The 21,342-nt window shown below is 64.1% G+C and carries 19 protein-coding genes; 10 read left to right on the forward strand and 9 right to left on the reverse strand.

Going from position 1 to position 21,342, the window contains the following annotated elements:
- Positions 1-61 precede the first annotated feature (61 nt).
- The 3 genes from FQ668_RS16835 to FQ668_RS16845 all read left to right on the forward strand — a co-directional run bounded on the left by FQ668_RS16835 (position 62) and on the right by FQ668_RS16845 (position 2,683).
- Positions 62-979, forward strand: a complete 918-nt coding sequence (locus tag FQ668_RS16835) for an AEC family transporter (RefSeq protein WP_019437078.1) — start codon at positions 62-64, stop codon at positions 977-979.
- Positions 980-1,013: 34 nt separating this feature from the next.
- Complete coding sequence (locus FQ668_RS16840) at positions 1,014-1,625, forward strand: cell wall hydrolase (protein ID WP_019437079.1); 612 nt, start codon at positions 1,014-1,016, stop codon at positions 1,623-1,625.
- Positions 1,626-1,831: 206 nt separating this feature from the next.
- Entirely contained in the window at positions 1,832-2,683 is an 852-nt protein-coding gene (locus FQ668_RS16845; protein WP_010954417.1) for a CAP domain-containing protein, read from the forward strand.
- A gap of 1 nt (position 2,684) precedes the next feature.
- Here the strand turns inward: FQ668_RS16845 and FQ668_RS16850 are convergent, their stop codons facing one another.
- The gene (locus FQ668_RS16850; protein WP_019437080.1) at positions 2,685-3,662 is read right to left on the reverse strand and encodes a GlxA family transcriptional regulator; all 978 of its coding nucleotides are present in this window, start codon (positions 3,660-3,662) and stop codon (positions 2,685-2,687) included.
- A gap of 104 nt (positions 3,663-3,766) precedes the next feature.
- Here FQ668_RS16850 and FQ668_RS16855 point away from each other — a divergent pair, with 104 nt between their 5' ends.
- Positions 3,767-4,378 (forward strand): LysE family translocator, encoded by a 612-nt coding sequence (locus FQ668_RS16855; protein ID WP_014590714.1) that lies wholly within the window; start codon positions 3,767-3,769, stop codon positions 4,376-4,378.
- Positions 4,379-4,426: 48 nt separating this feature from the next.
- Here the strand turns inward: FQ668_RS16855 and FQ668_RS16860 are convergent, their stop codons facing one another.
- On the reverse strand, positions 4,427-5,626 hold the full coding sequence (locus FQ668_RS16860; RefSeq protein WP_014590713.1) for an MFS transporter: 1,200 nt from the start codon (positions 5,624-5,626) through the stop codon (positions 4,427-4,429).
- A gap of 106 nt (positions 5,627-5,732) precedes the next feature.
- On the reverse strand, positions 5,733-6,638 hold the full coding sequence (locus FQ668_RS16865; RefSeq protein ID WP_019437081.1) for a LysR family transcriptional regulator: 906 nt from the start codon (positions 6,636-6,638) through the stop codon (positions 5,733-5,735).
- A gap of 118 nt (positions 6,639-6,756) precedes the next feature.
- Here FQ668_RS16865 and FQ668_RS16870 point away from each other — a divergent pair, with 118 nt between their 5' ends.
- From FQ668_RS16870 to FQ668_RS16880, 3 genes are all read left to right on the forward strand, one after another.
- Entirely contained in the window at positions 6,757-7,107 is a 351-nt protein-coding gene (locus FQ668_RS16870; RefSeq protein ID WP_019437082.1) for a cupin domain-containing protein, read from the forward strand.
- Positions 7,108-7,369: 262 nt separating this feature from the next.
- The gene (locus FQ668_RS16875) at positions 7,370-9,787 is read left to right on the forward strand and encodes a glucose/quinate/shikimate family membrane-bound PQQ-dependent dehydrogenase (protein WP_019437083.1); all 2,418 of its coding nucleotides are present in this window, start codon (positions 7,370-7,372) and stop codon (positions 9,785-9,787) included.
- A 100-nt stretch (positions 9,788-9,887) separates the two neighbouring features.
- Positions 9,888-11,156, forward strand: coding sequence for a carbohydrate porin (locus FQ668_RS16880; protein ID WP_019437084.1), 1,269 nt, complete (start codon positions 9,888-9,890; stop codon positions 11,154-11,156).
- 42 nt (positions 11,157-11,198) lie between these two features.
- On the opposite strand, the gene argE is transcribed toward FQ668_RS16880, so the two are convergent.
- Positions 11,199-12,359: an acetylornithine deacetylase gene (gene argE / locus FQ668_RS16885; protein WP_014590708.1), complete on the reverse strand. Its 1,161-nt coding sequence runs from the start codon at positions 12,357-12,359 to the stop codon at positions 11,199-11,201.
- Positions 12,352-13,029, reverse strand: a complete 678-nt coding sequence (locus FQ668_RS16890) for a DUF1028 domain-containing protein (RefSeq protein ID WP_019437085.1) — start codon at positions 13,027-13,029, stop codon at positions 12,352-12,354. The genes argE and FQ668_RS16890 overlap by 8 nt, the downstream gene beginning before the upstream one ends.
- 317 nt (positions 13,030-13,346) lie before the next feature.
- Here FQ668_RS16890 and FQ668_RS16895 point away from each other — a divergent pair, with 317 nt between their 5' ends.
- Complete coding sequence (locus tag FQ668_RS16895) at positions 13,347-14,666, forward strand: NAD(P)/FAD-dependent oxidoreductase (RefSeq protein ID WP_010954426.1); 1,320 nt, start codon at positions 13,347-13,349, stop codon at positions 14,664-14,666.
- Complete coding sequence (locus FQ668_RS16900) at positions 14,666-15,082, forward strand: RidA family protein (RefSeq protein ID WP_014590706.1); 417 nt, start codon at positions 14,666-14,668, stop codon at positions 15,080-15,082. Before FQ668_RS16895 ends, FQ668_RS16900 begins: the two co-directional genes overlap by 1 nt.
- Positions 15,083-15,367: 285 nt before the next feature.
- Here the strand turns inward: FQ668_RS16900 and FQ668_RS16910 are convergent, their stop codons facing one another.
- Positions 15,368-16,195 carry an amidohydrolase gene (locus tag FQ668_RS16910; protein ID WP_019437086.1) on the reverse strand — a complete coding sequence of 276 codons (828 nt, stop codon included), beginning with the start codon at positions 16,193-16,195 and terminating at the stop codon, positions 15,368-15,370.
- A 148-nt stretch (positions 16,196-16,343) separates the two neighbouring features.
- On the opposite strand from FQ668_RS16910, the gene FQ668_RS16915 reads away from it, so the two are divergent.
- Entirely contained in the window at positions 16,344-17,282 is a 939-nt protein-coding gene (locus FQ668_RS16915; RefSeq protein WP_019437087.1) for a LysR family transcriptional regulator, read from the forward strand.
- Between the two features lie 80 nt (positions 17,283-17,362).
- Here the strand turns inward: FQ668_RS16915 and FQ668_RS16920 are convergent, their stop codons facing one another.
- From FQ668_RS16920 to FQ668_RS16930, 3 genes are all read right to left on the reverse strand, one after another.
- Positions 17,363-19,768, reverse strand: a complete 2,406-nt coding sequence (locus tag FQ668_RS16920; protein WP_019437088.1) for a TonB-dependent receptor — start codon at positions 19,766-19,768, stop codon at positions 17,363-17,365.
- 67 nt (positions 19,769-19,835) lie between these two features.
- Entirely contained in the window at positions 19,836-20,780 is a 945-nt protein-coding gene (locus tag FQ668_RS16925) for a FecR domain-containing protein (protein WP_014590702.1), read from the reverse strand.
- The gene (locus FQ668_RS16930) at positions 20,777-21,289 is read right to left on the reverse strand and encodes a sigma-70 family RNA polymerase sigma factor (protein ID WP_012052087.1); all 513 of its coding nucleotides are present in this window, start codon (positions 21,287-21,289) and stop codon (positions 20,777-20,779) included. The genes FQ668_RS16925 and FQ668_RS16930 overlap by 4 nt, the downstream gene beginning before the upstream one ends.
- Between the last annotated feature and the right edge of the window lie 53 nt (positions 21,290-21,342).

Consider the following 21,342-nt stretch of genomic DNA (forward strand, 5'->3'; position numbering starts at 1 on the left):
GTTTTTACAGATTGATCCGCCCCCGTAGTCTGTGCACGTACCCGACCACGGAATGCTGACCATGCTGCACTTGCTGCTGACCACCCTGCTCCCCATCATCCTGCTGATTGCCCTGGGTACCTTCCTGCGCCTTCGCGGTTTTCTTGCCGAAAGCTTCTGGCCTGGTGCCGAGCGCCTGAGCTACTACGTCCTGCTGCCGTCGCTGTTCCTTCATGGCCTGGCCACCGCCAACCTCGATGGCATACCGGTGCTGGGCATGGCCGGCGCACTGATGCTCTCGACCCTGGCCGGTGCCGTGTTGCTGGTGCTGTATCAGGGCGCGGCGAACCATGATGGCGCCGACTTCACTTCGGTGTTTCAGGGCGGAATCCGCTTCAACAACTACATCGGTGCCACCCTGGCTGCGGGCATCTACGGCAGCGCCGGAATTGCCCTGGCGGCGGTGGCCAACGCTGCCATCGTGCCCTTGGTCAACCTGCTCTGCGTGCTGGTGTTTGCCCGCTTCAGCGCCCGTCACAGTTCGCCAGCCACAGTGCTTCGGGCAATCTTCGCCAACCCGTTGATCATCGGCTGCGCAGGGGGGCTGATGCTACGGGCCACGGGGCTGGGCTTGCCGGCCGGTATCGACGCCACGGTCAAGGCCTTGGGCCAGGCCGCGCTGCCGCTGGGCCTGCTGTGTGTCGGCGCTGCCCTGGGGGGCGCCAGCCTCGGCCAGCAGGTGCGGCCGCTGATGGCAGCATCGGCGTTCAAGTTTCTGGTCATGCCACTGACCACCTGGGGCGTTTGCCGGCTGTTCGGCCTGAGTGGCCAGGCAGCGGTGGTGGCGGTGTTGTTCCAGGCGCTGCCAACCGCTTCGTCGTCTTATGTCATGGCCCGGCAAATGGGCGGCAATGCGCCACTGATGGCTACCCTCATCGCCCTGCAGACCGTGGCTGCGGCCGCCACCCTGCCTTTGGTATTAATGCTTACGCTTGGCTAGACTGAAATTCTGCCCACCGCCTGGTAATGTGCCCATGCGCCTTCACTTGATGCTGATCGGCTTGACCTCGGCCCTGCTCGCAGGCCCCCTGTACGCCGCTGACCCGGCCAAAGCCGCCGTTGCCGAGGACAAGGCCGAAGTGCTTGAAGAAAAGGTCGTTGAAGATGCGCCGCCCCCCAGGAAGGCAGAGAAACTTACCCCAGGCGAAACGCAGGCAGTGGACCCGGCTGGCCAGGCGCCGCTGGATGACAGCATCACCTGCCTGGCACGTACCATCTACTGGGAAGCCAAGGGCGCCGACGCCAAAGACATGACCGCAGTGGCCAGTGTGGTGCTCAACCGCCTGGGCCACGATGGCTTTCCCGACACTATCTGCGCGGTAGTCAAACAGGGTGTGGAGACCAAGTCATGTCAGTTCTCATGGTGGTGTGACGGGCGCCCGGACCAGGTCGAGGAACCGCAACGCTATGACGTTGCCAAAGAGATCGCACGCAAGGCACTGAACCAGCAGTTGAAAGACCCCACCGGCGGCGCGTTGTACTTCCACGACCGCACGGTGCACCCCGACTGGGCCAAGGCTTATCGCAAGACGGCGCAGACCACCCACTTCCTCTTCTACAAGCCGAACCAGGCGTTGGCCCATTGACGCGCAAACGGCTGACAACGCTGGCTCGATGCGAATGACTGGCAACTGACCGCACTTTTCCACTGGCCAGGGGTCTACTCCCTCTTTTGCCGCCAGTAACGATTGCCGGCGTTTTCATTGCTTTGCACGACCTCGGGCCAAAAGCCCCGGGCTTGTGTAGGATGAGCAGCGCACACCACGACGCTGCCAGTCATAGGGAGATCCACATGCGCGTCCTGACATCCGTTGTCGCCTTGTCACTGGGCCTGGTCGTTTCGACCGGGGCGCTGGCAGCCACCGGCGAAGAGGCGCAGTTGATCGATTCGATCAATGTCTATCGCAGCAAGGCCCAGCCCTGCGGTGGCGAGGCGTCGTTGGAACTGCCGCCGCTCAACAGCGACACACGCCTTGCGCTGTCGCCAGAGGGCACCCGCGACCTGCAACAGGCCATGACCCGCGCCGCCTACCCCATGGTCAGCGTCCAGGCCATCAGCCTGTCAGGGCCACGCGATGCACGCGCCGCCATGCATGCCATCGAGGAAAGCTTCTGCCAAGTGGTGCTCGATCCGCAATTCGTCGATATCGGCGTCAGCCAGGAGGGCCGCGACTGGCGTATCGTGCTGGCACGGCCGCTGCTCAGCGGCCGCCTGGGCGACTGGCAGGCCGAGGGGCAGAAGGTTCTGCAGGAGGTCAACGCCGCGCGCAAGGTGCCACGGCAATGCGGCGGCCAGCCGTTTGCCGCCGCCCCGCCACTGAGCTGGAGCACAGTGCTGGCCGGGGTCGCCGCCAACCACACTCGGGCCATGGCCAACCAGAACTTCTTCGACCACATCGATAAAGATGGCCGCACACCCGGTGACCGGGCGGAACTGGCCGGGTACCTGTACCAACAGATCGGCGAGAATATCACCGCCGGGCGTGACACCGCGCAAAAGGTCGTCAACGGCTGGCTGGACAGCCCAGGGCACTGCGCCACGCTGATGAATCCGGACTTCCGTGAACTGGGCGCTGCCTATGCGATAGACCCCAAGAGCGATGCAGGGATCTACTGGACAGGGTTGTTCGGGACGCCGCAGTAGATCACGTGAGCGGGTAATGACCTGCACGCAACTGCAGGGCCGTACAACCAAACCGACGCCGCACGCACTTGCCAAGGTAGCTGGCATCACCCAGGCCCACCTCATCGGCAATCTGCGCCAGGCTGTGGCTGGAGTTGAGCAAACGCCAGCGCGCCTGCTGCAAGCGCATCTCCAGCCACCAGGCCTTGGTGCTCATACCGTGGTTGGCCTGGAACTGCCGGTCCAGTTGACGCCGGCTGATGCCCAGTTCTGCGGCCAGCTGCTCCACGGCCAACGGCGTGCCCAGGTGATGGCGCATCAGCGCTTGCGCCCGCTGCACCTGCCGCCCCTGACCAGCACCCAGCTCCAGCGAGCGCAAGGCGTGACGGCTGTCACGGGTCTCGTCCACCAGCATGTCAGCCAGCCCTTTGAGCGCACGGGTTCGCCCGCAAGCGCGTGACAGTAGTGCAACGGCCAGGTCTATGGCGGCAGTGCCACCGGCGCACGTGATGCGGTTGCCATCGATGCAGTACAACTGCTCGCGCAGCAGCTGCAACTGCGGAAAAGCAGCACGAAACTCGGCTTCGTGACGCCAGTGCACCACCACCTTGTGCCCCTGCAGCAGGCCGCAGGCAGCCAGCAGGAAGGCGCCATTGTCGACCCCCACCAGCTTGACACCCGCCTTGGCGGCCTGCCTGAGCAGAGCCTGGTAACGTGGCGCCAGCGCCGCGGTGGCCATGGCACTGCGACCGCCGAACACCACCAGGTAGTCGAAAAGGGCGAGGTCAAGCTGATCGGCAATGGCCTCGACCTGCAGCACCGCACCACTGCTCGACGGTACCGGCTCGAAGCTGAGCCCCGCCACCGTCCAGCTGCAATAGCGTTGTTGGCTGTAGTCCTCGTCGTCGGCGCTGAAGCGCAATTTGTCGAGAAAGGCGCCAAACGGCAGCAAGGCAAAATCCGGTAACGGCATGATCAGCAAGCGGATGTCAGGCGGCATGAAACCACGTCCAGAAAAGACCCTTGTATGACCAGATATTACTCTTTCAGCTTGAGCGTTGCGCCATAGACTGTCGCCCTCTCTCGAACAAGGCAATTTTCAACATGGCACTGGACACCTGGCTCATCTACCTGCTGGCCAGCATCGGCCTGTCGCTGACCCCGGGGCCTAACAGCCTGTTGGCATTGACCCATGGCGCGCTCTATGGCGCACGGCGAACGCTGTTCACCATCGTGGGCGGGGTATTGGGTTTCAGCGCCCTCATCGCCTTGACCATGTTCGGCCTCAGCGCACTGCTACAGACCTCGGCGGCGGTGCTGGGCGTCCTGAAATGGGTGGGTGGGGCTTATTTGATCTGGCTGGGCATTCAACTGTGGCGCAGTCCGGGTCTGCAGCTGGAACTGACCGCCCACAGCGCGCGGCTGGGCAATGCCGGACTGTTTCGCCAGGGCCTGCTTTCGGCCATGGCGAACCCCAAGGTGCTGCTGTTCTATGGTGCCTTCCTGCCGCAGTTCATCGACCCACAGCGAGGGCTGGTGCTGCAATTTGCGGTGATGGCCGCAACCTTTGCCAGCGTCGAGTTTCTGGTCGAATACCTGCTGGCGCGCCTGGCGTTTCGTATTCGGCCATGGCTGGCCAAGGGTGGCAAAGGTTTCAATCGCTGCTGCGGGAGCCTGTTCGCCTTGATTGGCCTGGCGCTGCCGCTTGGCCGATAGCGGGCCCGCGAACACGGGCGAAGCCCGTGCCCTGCACCGCGTAACGGTTCAACCCCGGCGTGCTTTGAGTAGAAACACAACCAGCGCCACACCCGGCAACCCCGCCCCCACCAGTGCCACGCCATGCCAGCCAAACTGGCTGAACAGCGCACTGGCCACTGCCGACCCCAGCGCCCCGCCGAGGAAGATGCTGGTCATGTACACCGCATTCAGCCGCCCGCGGCTGGCCGGGTCCAGTGCGTACACTTCACGCTGGCCGATGACCATGTTCATCTGCACCGCAAAGTCCAGCAACACACCGGTAAGGCCCAGGCCAATCACGCTGTAACCCGGCACTGTCAGCCCCAGTAACAAGGCCGCCGGCGCCAGCAAAAGCGCCAGCAGCGAACCGGCGCGGGCATGCCCGGCATCGGCCAGGCGGCCGGCCAAGGGCGCAGCAACGGCGCCCACCGCGCCGACAAGGGCGAACACGGCGATCTGGCTTTGTGACAGGCCATGCTCCCCGGCAAGCGCCATCGGCACTGCCGTCCAGTAAAGGCTGAACGCTGCAAACATCAATGCCTGGTACAACGAACGCTGGCGCAACAGCGGATAACGACGCAGCAGTGTGAGCAGCGACAGCATCAGCCCGGCATAGCTGGCCTTGTGCTCGGGCCGCCGCTGCGGCAAGGTCAATGACAGCAACAGGATGATCGCCAGCATTACCCCGGCGGCGCCAATGAACACCGCACGCCAGCCGAAGTGGTCGGCCACCAGGCTCGACAGCGGTCGCGCCAGCAGGATGCCCAGCAGCAAGCCGCCCATGATGTTACCGACCACACGTCCACGCTGCTGCTCCGGCGCCAGATGCGCCGCCAGCGGGATGAGCATCTGCACCGAGACCGAACTGAAGCCGATCAGCAATGCGTAACCCAGGAACAGCTGACCCTGGCCACTGCTGCTGGTGCCTGCCAGCAGCAGGCTGACACAGGCCAGGACCGCGGTGGCCACCATCAGGCGGCGGTTTTCCAGCAGGTCGGCCAGCGGTACCAGCAATAACAGGCCCAGGGCATAGCCCAGCTGAGTGAGGGAAACGATCAGGCTGGCATGCTCGGTGGACAGCCCCAGGTCCGGGGCGATCAGCCCGACGATGGGCTGGGCGTAGTAGATGTTGGCGACAATCGCGCCGCAGCAGAACGCCAGCAGCAATACCAGAGCCCGGCTCAGGCTGGCGGCTGCCGGTTGCGCTGTCGCAAGGGAGGGGTTCATGCGAAGTTCCTCGACAAGGGTTGGATGTATGTCGGCCACCTTACCCATGGACGTCAGCGCCGAGAATCCGACGGTGGCGCAATGCGGCTTTGCGCACTGCGCAACACTAGTTACCGTGTATGAGCAAATTTTCGCAAAAGTCGATGAAGGCGTTTACTCGCCGTGAGCCACGATGGTTGGGCATATACAGGGCGTTGATGCTGCTATTGGCTGCGCCAGGACTGGCCTGCCAGTCGGGGAATACCCGCTGCAGGCGCCCTGCCAGCACATCCTCGCGTACCAGCCAGTCGGCCAGCAGTGCGATACCACTGCCTGCCAGTGCCGTTTCACGCAACATGTCGGCATTGGCGCTGCGCAATGGCCCGCTTACGTCCAGTTCCAGGCTGTCCTGGCCACAGGTCAGGCGCCAGGGGCGTGCTTTGTGCCCATAGCGAAAGCGCAGGCAGGCATGGTCAAGCAACTCCCTGGGATGCTGCAGTGGCTCACGCCCGGCCAGGTAGGCCGGGCTGGCCACCAGCCAACGCTGAAAACCGCCGAGCCGGCGGCACACCAGCTCGTCATTGGGCGAGGGGTCACCCAGGCGAATCGACAGGTCATAACGCCCGTCAAGCAAGTCGTCCAGGCGGTCGCTGAGGTCGATGTCCAGTTCCAGCGCCGGGTGCTGCGCCAGGAATGGCCCCAGGTGCGGGGCGATGACCCGCCGGCCGAACTCCACTGGCAGGCTCAGGCGCAGTACACCGACAGGCTCCTCGCCGCGATCGGCGATGCTGGCATCAGCCTCGTCCAGTGCTTCAAAAATGCCCCGTGCCCGTTGGTAGTAACGGGCGCCGGCCTCGGTCAGGCTGACCTGGCGCGTCGAGCGGTTGAGCAAGGTGGCGCCCAGCGACGCTTCCAGGGCATCGACCAGACGTGTCACCGACGATGTCGCCAGCCCTAGCCTGCGCGCGGCAGCAGAAAAGCCTTGGGCATCGACAGTGGCCACGAACATTTTCATCGCCAGCAGCTTGTCCATGTTCAGCCCGTCTTCCAAAAACTCGGAAAGTTCTTACAAACAGCCGGGCGGGTCAAGCCGCGCGCGCCAAGGCGATTGCGTCCATAGTGGAATCAACCCATTTCCAAGGAGGCTTACCATGACCCTGAACAACCTGCTGACCGCCCTTCCGCCCTGCGACCCCGCCAGCGCCGAACGTATCGACGAACTGCTCAGCCGCCCGGGCATCCGCGTGGAGCGTATCGTCTCCAGCGGGCAGGCCAGCCCACCCGGCTTCTGGTACGACCAGGCCGAAGGCGAGTGGATCATGTTGCTCAGTGGTGCTGCCGCCCTGCGTTTCGAGCACGAGCATCACACCCGCCTGCTGGCGCCGGGCGATTGTCTGGACATCCCCCCGCATGACCGCCACCGCGTGGAATGGACCGCGCCCGGCACGGCCACCATCTGGCTCGCGGTGTTCTATAGCAGCAGCACCCCATGGCCGGTATGAAGGGGCCATGCCTGCCCGCGCACAAGGTGCAGTTGTCCCGACGCCGTGCAAGGTTGGGCTTACGACCAAAGCATGAATACAAATCGAAGAGGCGTCATGAACGCCTCGTTCAATGCGCTTTTCAGCACCTTATCTATACTTTTGGCCACATCTTCGTAAGTTCAGCCCTGCGACAATCAGCCTCGCTCAATTATGTACCAACTTGTTAATTAGCAAGCTAAGGGCTTAAACTGCGCGCATTCCACCTGCTGAGATCCCTGGCATGAAAGAAACACCGCGCGCCTCTGGCGCCACAAACTTCATCCTGGTCGGCCTGGGCGTGATCATCGCCCTGCTCGGCCTCCTCCTCGCTGCTGGCGGCGTCAAGCTCGCCGGTCTGGGCGGTTCCTGGTACTTCCTGATCGGCGGCTTGGCCATGGCCATCGCCGGTGTCCTCATTGCTCGCCGCAAGAAGGCGGGTGCCTGGCTGTATGCCGTGTTCCTGGTCGGTACTGCCATCTGGGCACTGATCGATGCGGGCCTGGTGTTCTGGCCGCTGTTCTCGCGCCTGTTCATGTTTGGCGCAATCGGCATGGTCGTGGCGCTGGTCTACCCGCTGCTGGCGCGTGCCAACGGCGCCAGCGCCGGGCGCGGTGCGTACGGCGTAGCCGGGGTAATGGCCGTGGTACTGGTGATCGCGGTCGGCAACATGTTCGTTGCCCACCCAAGCGTCGCGCCCACCGGCAAAGGCCCGGGCATGACCCCGGTCGAAACCGGCAAGGAACAGAAAGACTGGGCCCACTACGGCAACACCGAAGGTGGCAGCCGCTTCGCCGCACTGGACCAGATCAACCGTGACAACGTCAACAAGCTGAAAGTGGCCTGGACCTACCAAACCGGCGACGTTGCAATCAGTGACGGCAACGGTGCCGAAGACCAGCTCACCCCGCTGCAGATCGGCAGCAAGGTGTTCATCTGCACCCCGCACAACAACCTGATCGCACTCGATGCCGACACCGGCAAAGAGCTGTGGAAGAACGAAATCAACGCCCAGTCCAAGGTCTGGCAGCGTTGCCGTGGCATGGCCTACTTCGACGCCACTGCAGCCATCGCCCAGCCAACCCAGCCGAACAGCTCGCCGATCACCGGCGTTAGCGTAGCGGCCGGTGCCAACTGCCAGCGTCGCCTGCTGACCAACACCATCGACGGCCGCCTGATTGCCGTCGACGCTGACAACGGCGAGTTCTGCCAGGGCTTCGGCAACAACGGCCAGGTCGACCTCAAGGCAGGCCTGGGTGATGTACCGGACTCCTACTACCAGCTGTCCTCGGCACCGCTGATGGCCGGCACTACCGTAGTGGTCGGCGGCCGTGTTGCCGACAACGTCCAGACCGACATGCCAGGCGGCGTGATCCGTGGTTTTGACGTGATCACCGGTGAAATGCGCTGGGCCTTCGACCCGGGCAACCCGGAAGATCGCCAGGCTCCCCAGGGCGACAAGACCTACGTGCGCAGCACCCCGAACAGCTGGGCACCGATGTCCTACGACCCGGCGATGAACACCGTGTTCCTGCCGATGGGCTCGTCGTCCACCGACATCTACGGCGTAGAGCGCAGCAAACTGGACCACACTTACGGCGCTTCGGTGCTGGCCCTGGACGCCACCACCGGCAACCAGAAATGGGTGTTCCAGACCGTGCACAACGACCTCTGGGACTTCGACCTGCCCATGCAGCCAAGCCTGATCGACTTCACCAAGGACGACGGCAAGTCGGTACCTGCGGTGGTGATCGGCACCAAGGCCGGGCAGATCTACGTGCTCGACCGCGCCACTGGCAAGCCGCTGACCCAGGTCGACGAAGTACCGGTCAAGCCAAGCAACATCCCGAACGAGCCGTACTCCCCAACCCAGCCCAAGTCGGTGGGCATGCCGCAGATCGGCGCGCAGACCCTGACCGAATCGGACATGTGGGGCGCCACCCCGTATGACCAGTTGCTGTGCCGCATCGACTTCAAGAAGATGCGCTACGACGGCCTGTACACCGCGCCGGGTACCGACCTGTCGCTGAGCTTCCCGGGGTCGCTGGGTGGCATGAACTGGGGCAGCATTTCTACCGACCCGGTACATGGCTTCATCTTCGTCAACGACATGCGTCTGGGCCTGTGGATCCAGATGATCCCGTCGCAGAACAAAGGTGGCGCGGCTTCCGGTGGCGAAGCACTGAACACTGGCATGGGCGCGGTACCGCTCAAGGGCACCCCGTATGCCGTGAACAAGAACCGCTTCCTGTCGGTCGCCGGCATTCCATGCCAGGCACCGCCGTTCGGCACCCTGACCGCCATCGACATGAAAACCCGCCAGGTGGCCTGGCAGGTGCCGGTAGGCACCGTTGAAGACACCGGCCCGCTCGGCATCCGCATGCACCTGCCGATCAAGATCGGCCTGCCAACCCTTGGCGGCACCCTGTCGACCCAAGGCGGCCTGGTGTTCATCGCAGGTACCCAGGACTTCTACCTGCGCGCCTACGACAGCAGCAACGGTAACGAAATCTGGAAGGCTCGCCTGCCAGTGGGCAGCCAGGGCGGCCCGATGACCTACGTCTCGCCGAAGACCGGCAAGCAGTACGTGGTGATCACCGCTGGCGGCGCCCGCCAGTCGACTGACCGCGGCGACTATGTGATTTCTTACGCTCTGCCGTAAGACCGCGTCGCCTGCTTCGCGGGCAAGCCCGCTCCTACAAGGCCCCTGTAGGAGCGGGCTTGCCCGCGAATGCCCCTCAAAGACAATCCGAGATTCTGTAATGCCATCCGCAATTCGCATCACCGCCACCCTGCTGCTGGCCCTGGCCAGCACCACTGCCCTTGCCAGCGACGACCTCATGACCCGCAGCACCCTGACCGGTGACTGGGGCGGCCTGCGCCATCAACTCGAAGAAGACGGCGTCAAGATCACCGGTGACTACAGCGGTGAAACCGCCTACAACGCCCATGGCGGCCTGCACCGTTCGGCGCGCTATTCGCAGAACGTCAAGCTGGGCGTGCAGTTCGACCTGTCGAACCTGTACGGCCTGGACAACGGCGGCAAGGTCCAGCTGACCATCAACGACCGCCGCGGTAACAGCGCCTCGGAAGACCTGGTAGGCAACCGCCTGCCAATCCAGGAAAACTTCGGCGGCCTGTACACCCGCCTGACCGAGCTGAGCTACGAGCGCACGCTGTTCACCCCGGCGCTCAACGTCAAGCTCGGCTACATGGCCATGGGCAACGACCTCGGCGGCCTGGACAGCGGCATCCTGTGCAACTTCATGAACGCCGGCTTCTGCGGCCACCCGCTGAACATGTCCGGCGGCAGTGGCTGGACCAACTACCCCAACGCCCACCTCGGCGTGCGCGTGAAGTACGACCTGTCACCTGCCTGGCAGTTGCGCGTGGCCGCGTTCAACGTCGATCCCGAAAGCAACGGCAACTCCAGCCGCGCCTGGCACCTGGGGCCCAAGCACACCACCGGCACCGTGGTACCGGTAGAACTGGTATACAAGCTGCAGGGTGAACTGCCAGGCGAGTACAAGCTTGGCTACTACTACGACAGCTCTGATGTGAAACGCATCGGCAGTGATGATGAAGTGTCCGGCCGGGGTGGCCATTACCTGCTGGTCGACCAGGCGGTGTGGAACGACCCGGCCTCCCCAGGCCGAAGCCTGCACGCCTTCGGCCAGTACTCGGCGTCGAGCAAGGCGGCTTCGCCGTTCACCAAGTGGTATGGCGCCGGCGTGGTGCTGTACAAGCCGTTCGAAGGCCGCCCGAAGGATACCGTGGCACTGGGTTACGGCCGCGCCGTACCCAACCCGCGTAGCCGCGATGTGCTGGAGGATGCCGCGTTCAACGCCGGCCAGCAGTTCCCGGATATCGACAGCGCCGAACAGTTGATCGAACTGAGCTACGGCTACCAGGCCACGCCATGGCTGAACCTGCGCCCGGATGTGCAATACATCATCGAGCCAGGGGCGTTTTCGGGCAAAGACATCGACAACGCACTCGTGGTCGGCCTGCAGGTCAAGGCGACCTTCTGAACCGCCGGGGCCGCACTGCGGCCCCATCCGCCGGCGCAACCCTCAAGCCTGTTTGAGGTAGTCCACCAGCCTCAGCAGCATGGCATCACAGCCGCGCAACTGCTCGACACTGACAAACTCATCCGGCTTGTGGCCCTGGTCCATGCTGCCAGGCCCGCACACCACGGTGGGGATGCCCGCCTGGTCGAACAAGCCACCCTCGGTACCAAACGCTACCGTGCCGAACGTATCCGAGCCGCTGAGTAGCGCCACCAACCGCGCAGCCTCGCTGTCTTCCGGTGTCGCCAGCCCCGGATAGGCACTCAGCGGCTCCAGGCGAATGGCGCTGGCGGAATTGACCTTGCGCATGCGCGGCAACAACTCCGCCTGCGCATACGTTTGTAACTGGTCGGCCACCGCCTGCGCCTCGAACCCTGGGAGCGCGCGCACTTCGAAATCGAACTCGCACTCCGCCGGCACGATGTTCAGCGCCCTGCCCCCTTTGATCACGCCGGTCTGCACCGTGGAGAACGGCGGATCGAAGCGCTTGTCGTGATGGGCCGGCTGTGCCAGGGCATCGCCGATGTCACCCAACTTGCCAATCAGTTTCGCCGCATACTCGATGGCGTTCACCCCATACGGCGCGTACGCCGAATGGCACGCTGCGCCCTGTACCTGGCAACGCATTGCCAGCTTACCCTTGTGCCCCAGCACCGGTTTGAGTTCGGTGGGTTCACCGATCAGGCACAGCCGTGGTTTACACGGGCGCTTTTCGAGGGCAGCCAGCATCGAGCGCACACCCAGGCAACCGACTTCTTCGTCGTAGGAAAACGCCAGGTGTACCGGCATGCGCAACGGCTGCGCGAGAAACGCGGGCACAGCAGCCAGCACCGAGGCGATAAAGCCTTTCATGTCGGCCGTGCCGCGGCCATACAGGCGGCCGTCACGCTCACTCAGGGCAAACGGATCGACCGTCCAGGCCTGGCCATCCACCGGCACCACATCGGTATGCCCGGACAGCACCACACCGCCAACATCCCTGGGACCGACAGTGGCGAACAGGTTGGCCTTGGTGCCCTCCGGGTTATGGAACAGCTCGCACTCCACCCCCAGCTCGGCCAGGTAATCACGGATAAAACCGATCAGCGCCAGGTTGGAGTCGCGGCTCACCGTGGCAAAGCCGATCAGCCGGGCCAGCAGCGCGCGACTGGCAAATTCACTCATCGCCCGGCACCCCATAGCTTGGCGCGGCGGTCGGGTTGAGGGCGCGGGTGACGTAATCCTGCATCTGCGGGCGATAGGCTTGCCACAGGTCATCGAGCACGCCGATCGGATCACTGTCGGCCCAATCGACGCGCAGGTCCACCAGCGGCCAGGTCAGCTCGCCAGCAATCTTCAGCGCCGCCGAGTGCACGGGCCCGGCTTCGCCACCTGCGGCCATTGCCGCGTGCATGGCTGCCAGCAGGCGGTCGGCCAGGTGGCCGCCGGCCTGCTCAAAGGCCAGCACCATGGCTTCGATCACCTGGGTCGAGGACAAAAGGTTGCCGGCCGCCGCGCATTGTTCGCCGGCCACTGCATGGTGAGTTCCCAGTGCTTCCCGCCCGGTGAACAGTGCTACCTGGCCGTGGCTGTCGATCACCGTGACCTGGCGGTACTCACTCCAGCCATTGGCACTCAGCACCCTGTCCAGCGCAGCGGCGGGCGGCAACTGGCCATGCTCCAGGGCATCGAGAATCTGCGGGCCCAGCGCCGGAAGGGTGATGTTCTGGGTCGAGACCGCGCCCACACCGGCACGCACCCAGGGGCAACGGGCACCCACGGCGATGCTCGACGAGCTGATGGCGATACCTACCTGGCCGGTTTCCTGGCAACGACCGATGATGGAGAACGTCATGTCATGGTTCCTGTTGTGCTGTGCGATACACGGCATTCTGAGTGGAACCTTCGGGCGGGCGAAACGACCTTTTTCCGAGGGGGTAGGCAGGAAAAAACTATGCTCTAGGGCCCGCCCTCCGCACCCGCTCGAAAAACTACGTCACCCACCCGGCCAACCCGGCCCACAGGCCAGAGAACTCAAGGCCTTCGCCGTTTTATCGGCAAGCACCAGCTAAATACTATTTTCGCCATTTCGACGGCATCCCTAGTCTGGCTCCAGGCAACGGCGGTCCTCCAAACCGACCTGACAAAAACCGCCTGAACAAGGGCTCGGACATGACACTGAACAACCTCGAAATCGACACCCTCGTCGTCGGCGCCGGCCAGGCCGGCGTGGCCATGAGCGAACACCTGAGCAAGCTTGGCGTGCCGCATCTGGTGCTGGAACGCAACCGCATCGCGCAGGCCTGGCGTACCGGCCGCTGGGACTCGCTGGTCGCCAACGGCCCGGCCTGGCACGACCGCTTCCCGGGGCTGGAATTCAACCTCGACGCCGATGCATTCGCCGGCAAGGACCAGGTGGCCGACTACTTCGAGCAGTACGTACGCAAGTACAACCTGCCCGTGCGCACCGGCATTGAAGTCAAGCGCGTGGTGCGTAACAGCGACCGCCCTGGCTTCACCATCGACACCAGTGAAGGCGTGATTCGCGCCAATCGCGTCGTGGCTGCCACCGGCCCGTTCCAGAAACCGGTGATCCCGGCCATCGCGCCGAAAGACAGCAACCTGCACCAGATTCATTCCGCCGCTTATTTCAACCCAGAGCAGTTGCCTGAAGGCGCGGTGCTGGTGGTCGGTGCCGGTTCTTCCGGTGTGCAGATTGCCGAGGAATTGATGCGCGCCGGGCGCCAGGTGTACCTGTCGGTCGGCGCCCACGACCGCCCGCCGCGTGCCTACCGCAACCGCGACTTCTGCTGGTGGCTGGGCGTGCTGGGCGAGTGGGACGCGGAAATTGCCAAGCCCGGTCGCGAGCATGTGACCATCGCAGTCAGCGGCGCCCGTGGTGGCCACACCGTGGACTTCCGCGCCCTCGCCCACCAGGGCATGACCCTGGTCGGCCTGACCCAGTCGTTCGAAAACGGCGTAGCGCGCTTCCAGGACAACCTGGTCGAGAACATCAACCGCGGAGACGACAACTACCTGGCCCTGCTGGATGCGGCCGATGCCTACATCGAACGCAACGGCCTGGACCTGCCGGAAGAGCCCGAAGCCCGCCAGCGCCTGGCCGACCCGGAGTGCATGCGTAACCCGCTGCAGCAGCTGGACCTGGCCAAGGCCGGCGTCAGCAGCATCATCTGGGCCACCGGTTACGGCGTGGACTTCAGCTGGCTGCAGGTAGACACCTTCGATGCCAACGGCAAGCCCCAGCACCAGCGTGGTGTGGCCCGTGAACCGGGCGTGTACTTCCTCGGCCTGCCGTGGTTGTCGCGCCGTGGTTCATCGTTCATCTGGGGGGTGTGGCACGACGCCAAGCACGTCGCCGGCCACATCGCCACGCAACGTACCTACACCGCCTACCGCGACCGCGAGCAACGCGCAGCGGATGAGCAGCAAACCGCCAAGATCAGCAATGTCAGCACCCTCGGAGCCCACTGATGCCTACCCATACTCGCATCCGCATGTTCAACACCAAGGAAACCTACCCCAACCAGACCCTGGACAACGACTTGTGCCAGGCCGTGCGGGCGGGCAATACCATCTACGTGCGCGGCCAGGTCGGTACCGACTTCGAAGGCAAGCTGGTGGGCCTGGGTGACCCGCGCGCACAAACCGAACAGGCGATGAAGAACGTCAAGCAACTGCTTGAAGAAGCGGGCTCGGACCTGTCGCACATCGTCAAGACCACCACCTACATCACCGACCCGCGCTTCCGCGAGCCGGTGTACAAAGAGGTGGGCAAGTGGCTCAAGGGCGTGTTCCCGATTTCCACCGGGTTGGTGGTGGCCGGGTTGGCCCAGGCCGAGTGGCTGATGGAGATCGACGTCATCGCCGTGGTACCCGATCAGCAATGACCGTAGGCCTGAATGGCGGGTGGTGACTGTCACCTGCCGTCCAGCCACGCCTGGGTTGCCCGTGCCGCAGCTTGCAAGCGCTGAGGTGCGGGCACGCCAACGGGCGACACTTCCACGCTGACACGTCGCCCGCATTTCGCGCGCGGCTGGCTACCCGGCGCCAGCTCCAACGCCGTCAGGTGTGCCAAGTCCTGTCCATTCAATAGGCCGCCCTCCCTCCGCCGAGGCCGAACACAAAACCCGTGGTAAAGGCTGTCGCCAGGCCGATGCCACGCAGGCCACCGGCTAGGCAAACCCGAACAATCGCCGAGGGGTGTCCCACATCACTGTGCGGCGCAGCCGGGCATCCGGCATCAGGCGCTCGGCCAGCTTCAGCAGCGGGCCGTAGTCCACCCGCGCGGGCTGGCGAATGAACGGCCAGTCCGAACCCCACACACAGGCTTGGGCGCCAAAGGCTTCGAGCAGGGCCTGCACGTATGCACTGCTTTGTTCGAACAAGGCATCCGCTGCGGCAAACTTCTGCATGCCTGACAGCTTCACGCAGGCGCGGCCACTGTCGGCCAGCCGCAGCAACGCCTGGAAGCCGGCTTGCTGCACACCGGCAGCGACATCCGGGCGGCCGCAATGGTCAATCAACAGACGAGCCTGCGAGCCTTGCAGCAGGCCGTGCAGATCCAGCAACTGGTCGTCACACACCTGCAGCTGGGCGAACAGGCCAAGCTCGGCGAGCTTGCCGAACAGCCCGTCAACGCCCTTTAGGCTGGCTACCCCGTACAGCGCGGGGTTGAAGGCGATACCCACCACGCCTTGCGCCTGCAAGGCCGCCAGCGCATCGAGGTTGATGTCCGCCTTGACCACCGCCACCCCCTTGAACCGCCCCTGCCCGCTGGCCAAGGCATCCAGCAGGCAGCGGTTGTCGGTGTGGTAGCCGCTGTTGGGGCCCACCAGCAAGGCATATTGCACGCCGTAAGCGTCCATCACTCGGGTGAACTGCGCCTGGGTGGCGACCTCCTGGCCGGAGGGCGCATAGGGTGCATCGGGGTGATAGGGGAAACGGGCGGGGTCAAACAAATGGTTATGGCAATCGATCTTCGCTTCATCAAATATGTTCACACAGCACTCCCGTCAAGCGCCACTGCGCTTGCCTGCAGATGTTGTTATTGTGCGCCGCAAGGGCGGTCAGGCCGGGGTTCACGATACTGTGTGGCCGGCTTTGACGCTCATACCCAGATGGCGAAAACCATAACCGAAGGTAATACACATGCTGCTTGGCAACGAAGGCGCGGACGCAAGCCCCATGGTGTTCAAGCTGCGGCACATGGAAGTGTTCAGGGCGGTGATGCTGACGGGCTCGATCAGCGCGGCGGCCAAATTGCTGTATGTGTCGCAGCCGGCGGTGAGCAAGCTGATCCAGTACATCGAAGCGCGCCTGGCCTACCCGCTGTTCGAGCGCGTCAACAACCGCCTGGTGCCGACGGCCGAAGCGCAGGTGCTGTTTCGCGAGGTCGAGCGGGTGTACCAGGCAGCGTTGCAGGTCAACGAATGCGCCCTCGCGCTGGGCGCTGGCGGCCAGCGCAAGCTGCGTATCTCGTGCAGTGCATCGTTGTCCACGGTGGTGATCCCGATGGCCCTGGCCCAGCTCAAGCGTGAATCACCGTCACTGAATATCGAGTGGCAAACCTCGTTGATGGGCGAAATGCCCAATCAGATCTTGTCGAAAAAGGTCGACCTGTCGATCGCCGCCCTGCCGGTGGTGCACGACCACCTGCATTCGCAAGCGTTCATGCGTGGACGCATGGTGGTGGTGATGCCGCCGGGTCACCCTTTGGCCGGTCAGCCCGCGCTGACCTTGCAGCAGCTGGAGGGCCATGCGTTGCTGCTGTTCCGGCCCGACATGCCGTTTGGCAAGCTGTTGGCCGAACACATCGGGCGCCGCGGGCTGCAGCTGAACTCACCGTTGTCGTTCACCAATGCCAACGAGGCTGTGGCGTTGGTCAAGCAAGGCATGGGCATCAGCGTGATCGACGAGTTCGTTGCACAGGACAGCGGGCTGGCGGTGGTGCCGTTGGCCGATGACATTCACTTCGATATCAGCTTCGTCTATTCGCACTTCGAGCCGCCATCGCATGCGGCGCTGCAGTTGATGCGGGTGTTGCAGGGGCAGGCGCAGAAGCTGGGGCGGGCGCTTGCGCCGGGCTGATCATCTACGCAACCGCCCCACCGAGTCGCCTGATTCCCTATCGCACCCGCTCCCGCTGGGTAGGTATACAAGGGTTCGGTTTAAAAGCCGACCGTGGCCGAGAGCAGATAGGTCCGCGGCGTAGACAGGGTCAACCCCGGCTCACTGTCATCCGACGCTCCCGCCGAGCTCCAGTAGCGATCATCGAGCACATTCTCGACACTGGCCCGCACGGTAACCTCGGTGGCGTCCACCTTGAAGGCGTAACGTGCGCCCAGGTCATAACGCTCCCAGCCGTCGATGCGCTTGCTGTTGTTCTGGTCCAGGTACTGCGAACTTGAGTGAATGCCGCGCGCTGTGAAGGTCAGGCCGTTCACCCCTGGCACGTCCCATTCAGCCCCCAGATTGACGTTGTATTCGGGCGTGGCCGGCGCACGGTTGCCATCGTAGGCACCGCCGACAGTGTCGGTCAGTTCGCTGTCGATAAACATCACCCCACCCAACACCCGCACGCCCTGCACCGGCTCACCGAACACACTCAGCTCGATGCCGCGGTTGTCACGCTTGCCATTGGGGCCGAACACCCGCGAGGCGGGGTTGGTCTCGTAGGCCGGCTGGCGAATGCGGAAGGCGCTGGCAGTAAAGGCCACCTGGCCGAGGTCGTACTTGGCCCCCACCTCGATCTGGCGGCTGGTGAACGGCGGGAAGATCTGGTCTTCGTTGATCGAGGTCGATGGGGCTATCTTGCCTTGGCTCAGGCCCTCCATGTAGTTGGCGTACAACGAGAGCTGGTCGGTGACCTTGAGCAATACGCCCCCAGAAGGCGAGACCTTTTCTTCGTCATAGCCCGTATCGCCTTTGACGCCGTCGCTCCAGTCATCCACCTGCACCCGCTGCCAGCGCGCCCCAAGGGTCAACAGCAGGCGGTCGTCGAAAAAGCCAAGGGTGTCGGCCAGGGCCACGCCAGAGAAGCGGTTTTCCGTGTAGACCTCGGGGTCGAGGCGGGTTGGCGTACCGGGTGCCGGTGCGGCTACCGGGTTGTAGAGGTTGCTCGGCGACGCGGCATAGCGCGCACCGCCGTTGGTGAAGTCCATGTAGTAATAGCTGGCGGCCAGGTTCAGCTCGTGGCTCACCGGGCCGGTATGGAACCAGTGACGTAAACCGGCCATGGCGGTGCGCACCGATTCGTCCCGGGTAAAGTCACGCGGCTGCACGGTGAAGTCGCCGGCATCGTTGGTGATCGACACGTTATGACGCAGGAAGTCATGGTTGCTCTTGCGCGCACCGACCGCACCATAGGCCAGCAGCGATTCGCTGATATCGTACTCGGCGTTCAGCGCACCGAAGGTGTCGTTGGTACGCGCCTTGCTCCAGGCCTGGGCGTAGTTGTGGCGTACGTCATTGGCATTGGGCACCTTGGCATTGGCACCGACCAGCACACGCTCCTGCGGGGCGTCGGTGTCGCGTTCGGTGTGGCCCAGGTCCGCCGAGAGACGCAGGCGCTCGCCTCGAAAATCCAGGCCCAGCACCGCCATTTCGCGGTCGACGCGCTGGTGGTCCCATTCGGTATCGCCGGCCTGCTTCACGCCATTGAAGCGCACGCCGAACTGCTGGCCTTCACCAAAGCGACGGCCGATGTCCACTGCGCCGCCAGCCTGGCCGGCCGAGGCGTAGCTGCCGGTGAATTCGGTGATCGGCTTGTCAGCGGCTCGCTTTGGCTGCACATTGATACCGCCGCCCACGCTGCCACGCGGCGATATGCCGTTGATCAACTGGCTGGGGCCTTTGATGATGTCGACCCGGTCGGCCATTTCCATGTCGATCGAATACGTCGGCAAGATGCCATAGAGGCCATTGTAGGCCACATCACTGTTGAACAGGCTGAAGCCGCGAATGGTGAACTGCTCGAAACGCCCGCCCGCCGGGTTGGTAGCACGCACCGAAGGGTCACTGGCAATCAGCTCGCCCAAGGTGCGCGCCTGTTGGTTCTTGACCAGTTCGCTGGTGTAGCTGGTGATGCTGAACGGGGTTTCCATGAAGTCGCGCGAACCGAGCAAGCCTTGTGCCCCTTGGCGTGCCACTTGGCCACCGGCATACGGCTGCGTTTGGTTGCCTGCGGCCAGGCCGCCGACGATGCTGGTGGGGGCAATTTCCAGAGCGCCACTGGCCTGGGGGGCTGGCATCAGGGTGAAGGCCCCCTCACCCACCGGCAGCGCCTGCAGGCCGCTACTGCGCAGCAACTGATTGAAGCCTTCATCGACACTGTAACGACCGGACAAGCCGTTACTTTGCCGGCCCTCTACCAATGCCGGGTCCAGCGAAAGGCTGACACCGGCCTGGTCGGCGAAATGGGTCAAGGCGGCACCCAGGCTGGCTGGCGCCACCTGGAACGTACGCCGGGCCGGCTCATCGGCCCAGGCGGGTACACACAACAGCAGGCTCATCGCGAACAATGGATGTGCTGCGCGCGCCAGTGGGCGCAGGCGGCAGGATTTTACTGCAGGCATTGAACAAGGCTCCCCTTTTATTTTCTCCTACCGGTAATGACCGGCGAGTGAAAAAAAGGGGACAGCCTCATGCTCGATTTTCTCGCGCGGTCAGGCTCACCCAATAACGCGTGCGGGTCTGCACTTGCAACGGCAGGCTGGCGGCGAGCAGGGCCAACACCCGGTCGGTGTCGTCAAGGCGGAACGTGCCGGTCACACGCAAGCGCTCCAGTTCTGGTGCCCAGCGCAGTACGCCAGGGCGATACCTGCGCAGTTCGCGCAGCAACTCGCCCAACGGACGGTCGTCCAGCCTTAGCGTGCCTTCGCGCCAGCCCAGTTGCCATGCGTCGAACGCTTTGACAGGGCCAACGCCGGCCGCCTGCAAACTGGCCTGTTGGCCGGCCTGCAGCATCACGGCTGGACCACGCAACGGCTGCAGGCTGACTGAACCCTCGATCGCCGACACCCGGCAGCCCTCATCAAGCAGGCGCAGGCACGCCTCGCCCTCACTGAGCACCACCCGGCCGTAAGGCACCTGCAAGGTGAGGCTCAGGTTAGCGGGCACGCTGACGGCCACTTCACCGCGCAGCAGTGCCACGCGGCCTGCACCCAGCTCGATATCGACCGCACTGTCGGTGTTCAACTGCAACAAGGTGCCGTCGCTCAGCAGTGCCTGCCTGCGCTCTCCTACTGCGGTGCGCATGTCGGCGGTCCAGGCATCCAGCGGCAGCTCACGGCTCACCAGCCAGGCCACCGGCAACAACGCCGACACACCCAGGGCTTGTTTGAGCAGTGCCCGACGACCGGCATCCGGGCGATCCAGGGCGGCCATCGCCAATGCGCCGGGCAACCCGGCAAACCGCGCTCGCAACAGCGATGCCTTTTGCCAGGCGTCTTCGTGCAGGTGACTGCTGGCGCGCCATTGCGCCAGACGCTGCAGGTCAGATTCGCTTGCGTCGCCAGAATCCAGTAATGCCAGCCAACGGGCTGCAGCACGCAGCGCCTCGCGGGTTTCTGGGGGGTGGGGGCTCATTGCAACTCGGCCAACAGGCAATGTTCGTAAGCCTGCGCCATGTAGCGTTTCACCGAGCGCTGGCAGACGCCCAGGCGCTGGCCAATCTCGGCGTAGCCCAAGCCTTCCAGCTGGCTCCAGAGAAAGGCCTTGCGGATCGGCGGCTTGAGGCCGTCGAGCAACTCATCCAGTGCTTGCAGGGTTTCGAGCAGTACCCAGCGCTGTTCTGGCGACGGCACGTGTTGCTCGGGCAACTGCGCCAAGGCATCAAGGTAGGCCTGCTCCAAGCTACGTCGCTGGTGGAAGTTGCTGAGCAAACGCTTGCCCACGGTCAGCAGGTAGGCACGCGGTTCGCGTATGTCTGCCAGCGGCTGGGCGCTGGCCAGAATGCGCAGAAAGGTATCCTGACTGAGGTCGGCGGCATCCCAGGCATTGCCCATACGCCGGCGCAGCCAGGTTTCAAGCCAGCCGCGATGCTCCCGGTACAGGGCAGGCAGGCCAGGCTCCGGTGGCGGCGCGGCGTCGATCATGAGGAGGGTCCTGCGGCGGAGTAAATAAGATTAATTCTAATTTACATCACACC

The sequence above is a fragment of the Pseudomonas sp. Kh14 genome, from assembly GCF_900291005.1.
GTDB classification, from domain to species: Bacteria; Pseudomonadota; Gammaproteobacteria; order Pseudomonadales; family Pseudomonadaceae; genus Aquipseudomonas; species Aquipseudomonas alloputida.

What these genes read in the sequence shown, in the direction of transcription:
- FQ668_RS16930 (WP_012052087.1), bottom strand. Translation starts at nt 21,289, where the DNA reads ATGATCGACGCCGCGCCGCCACCGGAGCCTGGCCTGCCTGCCCTGTAC.
- FQ668_RS16880 (WP_019437084.1), top strand. Translation starts at nt 9,888, where the DNA reads ATGCCATCCGCAATTCGCATCACCGCCACCCTGCTGCTGGCCCTGGCC.
- FQ668_RS16845 (WP_010954417.1), top strand. Translation starts at nt 1,832, where the DNA reads ATGCGCGTCCTGACATCCGTTGTCGCCTTGTCACTGGGCCTGGTCGTT.
- FQ668_RS16855 (WP_014590714.1), top strand. Translation starts at nt 3,767, where the DNA reads ATGGCACTGGACACCTGGCTCATCTACCTGCTGGCCAGCATCGGCCTG.
- FQ668_RS16890 (WP_019437085.1), bottom strand. Translation starts at nt 13,029, where the DNA reads ATGACGTTCTCCATCATCGGTCGTTGCCAGGAAACCGGCCAGGTAGGT.
- FQ668_RS16915 (WP_019437087.1), top strand. Translation starts at nt 16,344, where the DNA reads ATGCTGCTTGGCAACGAAGGCGCGGACGCAAGCCCCATGGTGTTCAAG.
- FQ668_RS16895 (WP_010954426.1), top strand. Translation starts at nt 13,347, where the DNA reads ATGACACTGAACAACCTCGAAATCGACACCCTCGTCGTCGGCGCCGGC.
- FQ668_RS16900 (WP_014590706.1), top strand. Translation starts at nt 14,666, where the DNA reads ATGCCTACCCATACTCGCATCCGCATGTTCAACACCAAGGAAACCTAC.
- FQ668_RS16850 (WP_019437080.1), bottom strand. Translation starts at nt 3,662, where the DNA reads ATGCCGCCTGACATCCGCTTGCTGATCATGCCGTTACCGGATTTTGCC.
- FQ668_RS16860 (WP_014590713.1), bottom strand. Translation starts at nt 5,626, where the DNA reads ATGAACCCCTCCCTTGCGACAGCGCAACCGGCAGCCGCCAGCCTGAGC.
- FQ668_RS16840 (WP_019437079.1), top strand. Translation starts at nt 1,014, where the DNA reads ATGCGCCTTCACTTGATGCTGATCGGCTTGACCTCGGCCCTGCTCGCA.
- FQ668_RS16865 (WP_019437081.1), bottom strand. Translation starts at nt 6,638, where the DNA reads ATGGACAAGCTGCTGGCGATGAAAATGTTCGTGGCCACTGTCGATGCC.
- FQ668_RS16920 (WP_019437088.1), bottom strand. Translation starts at nt 19,768, where the DNA reads ATGCCTGCAGTAAAATCCTGCCGCCTGCGCCCACTGGCGCGCGCAGCA.
- FQ668_RS16875 (WP_019437083.1), top strand. Translation starts at nt 7,370, where the DNA reads ATGAAAGAAACACCGCGCGCCTCTGGCGCCACAAACTTCATCCTGGTC.
- FQ668_RS16835 (WP_019437078.1), top strand. Translation starts at nt 62, where the DNA reads ATGCTGCACTTGCTGCTGACCACCCTGCTCCCCATCATCCTGCTGATT.
- FQ668_RS16870 (WP_019437082.1), top strand. Translation starts at nt 6,757, where the DNA reads ATGACCCTGAACAACCTGCTGACCGCCCTTCCGCCCTGCGACCCCGCC.
- argE (WP_014590708.1), bottom strand. Translation starts at nt 12,359, where the DNA reads ATGAGTGAATTTGCCAGTCGCGCGCTGCTGGCCCGGCTGATCGGCTTT.
- FQ668_RS16925 (WP_014590702.1), bottom strand. Translation starts at nt 20,780, where the DNA reads ATGAGCCCCCACCCCCCAGAAACCCGCGAGGCGCTGCGTGCTGCAGCC.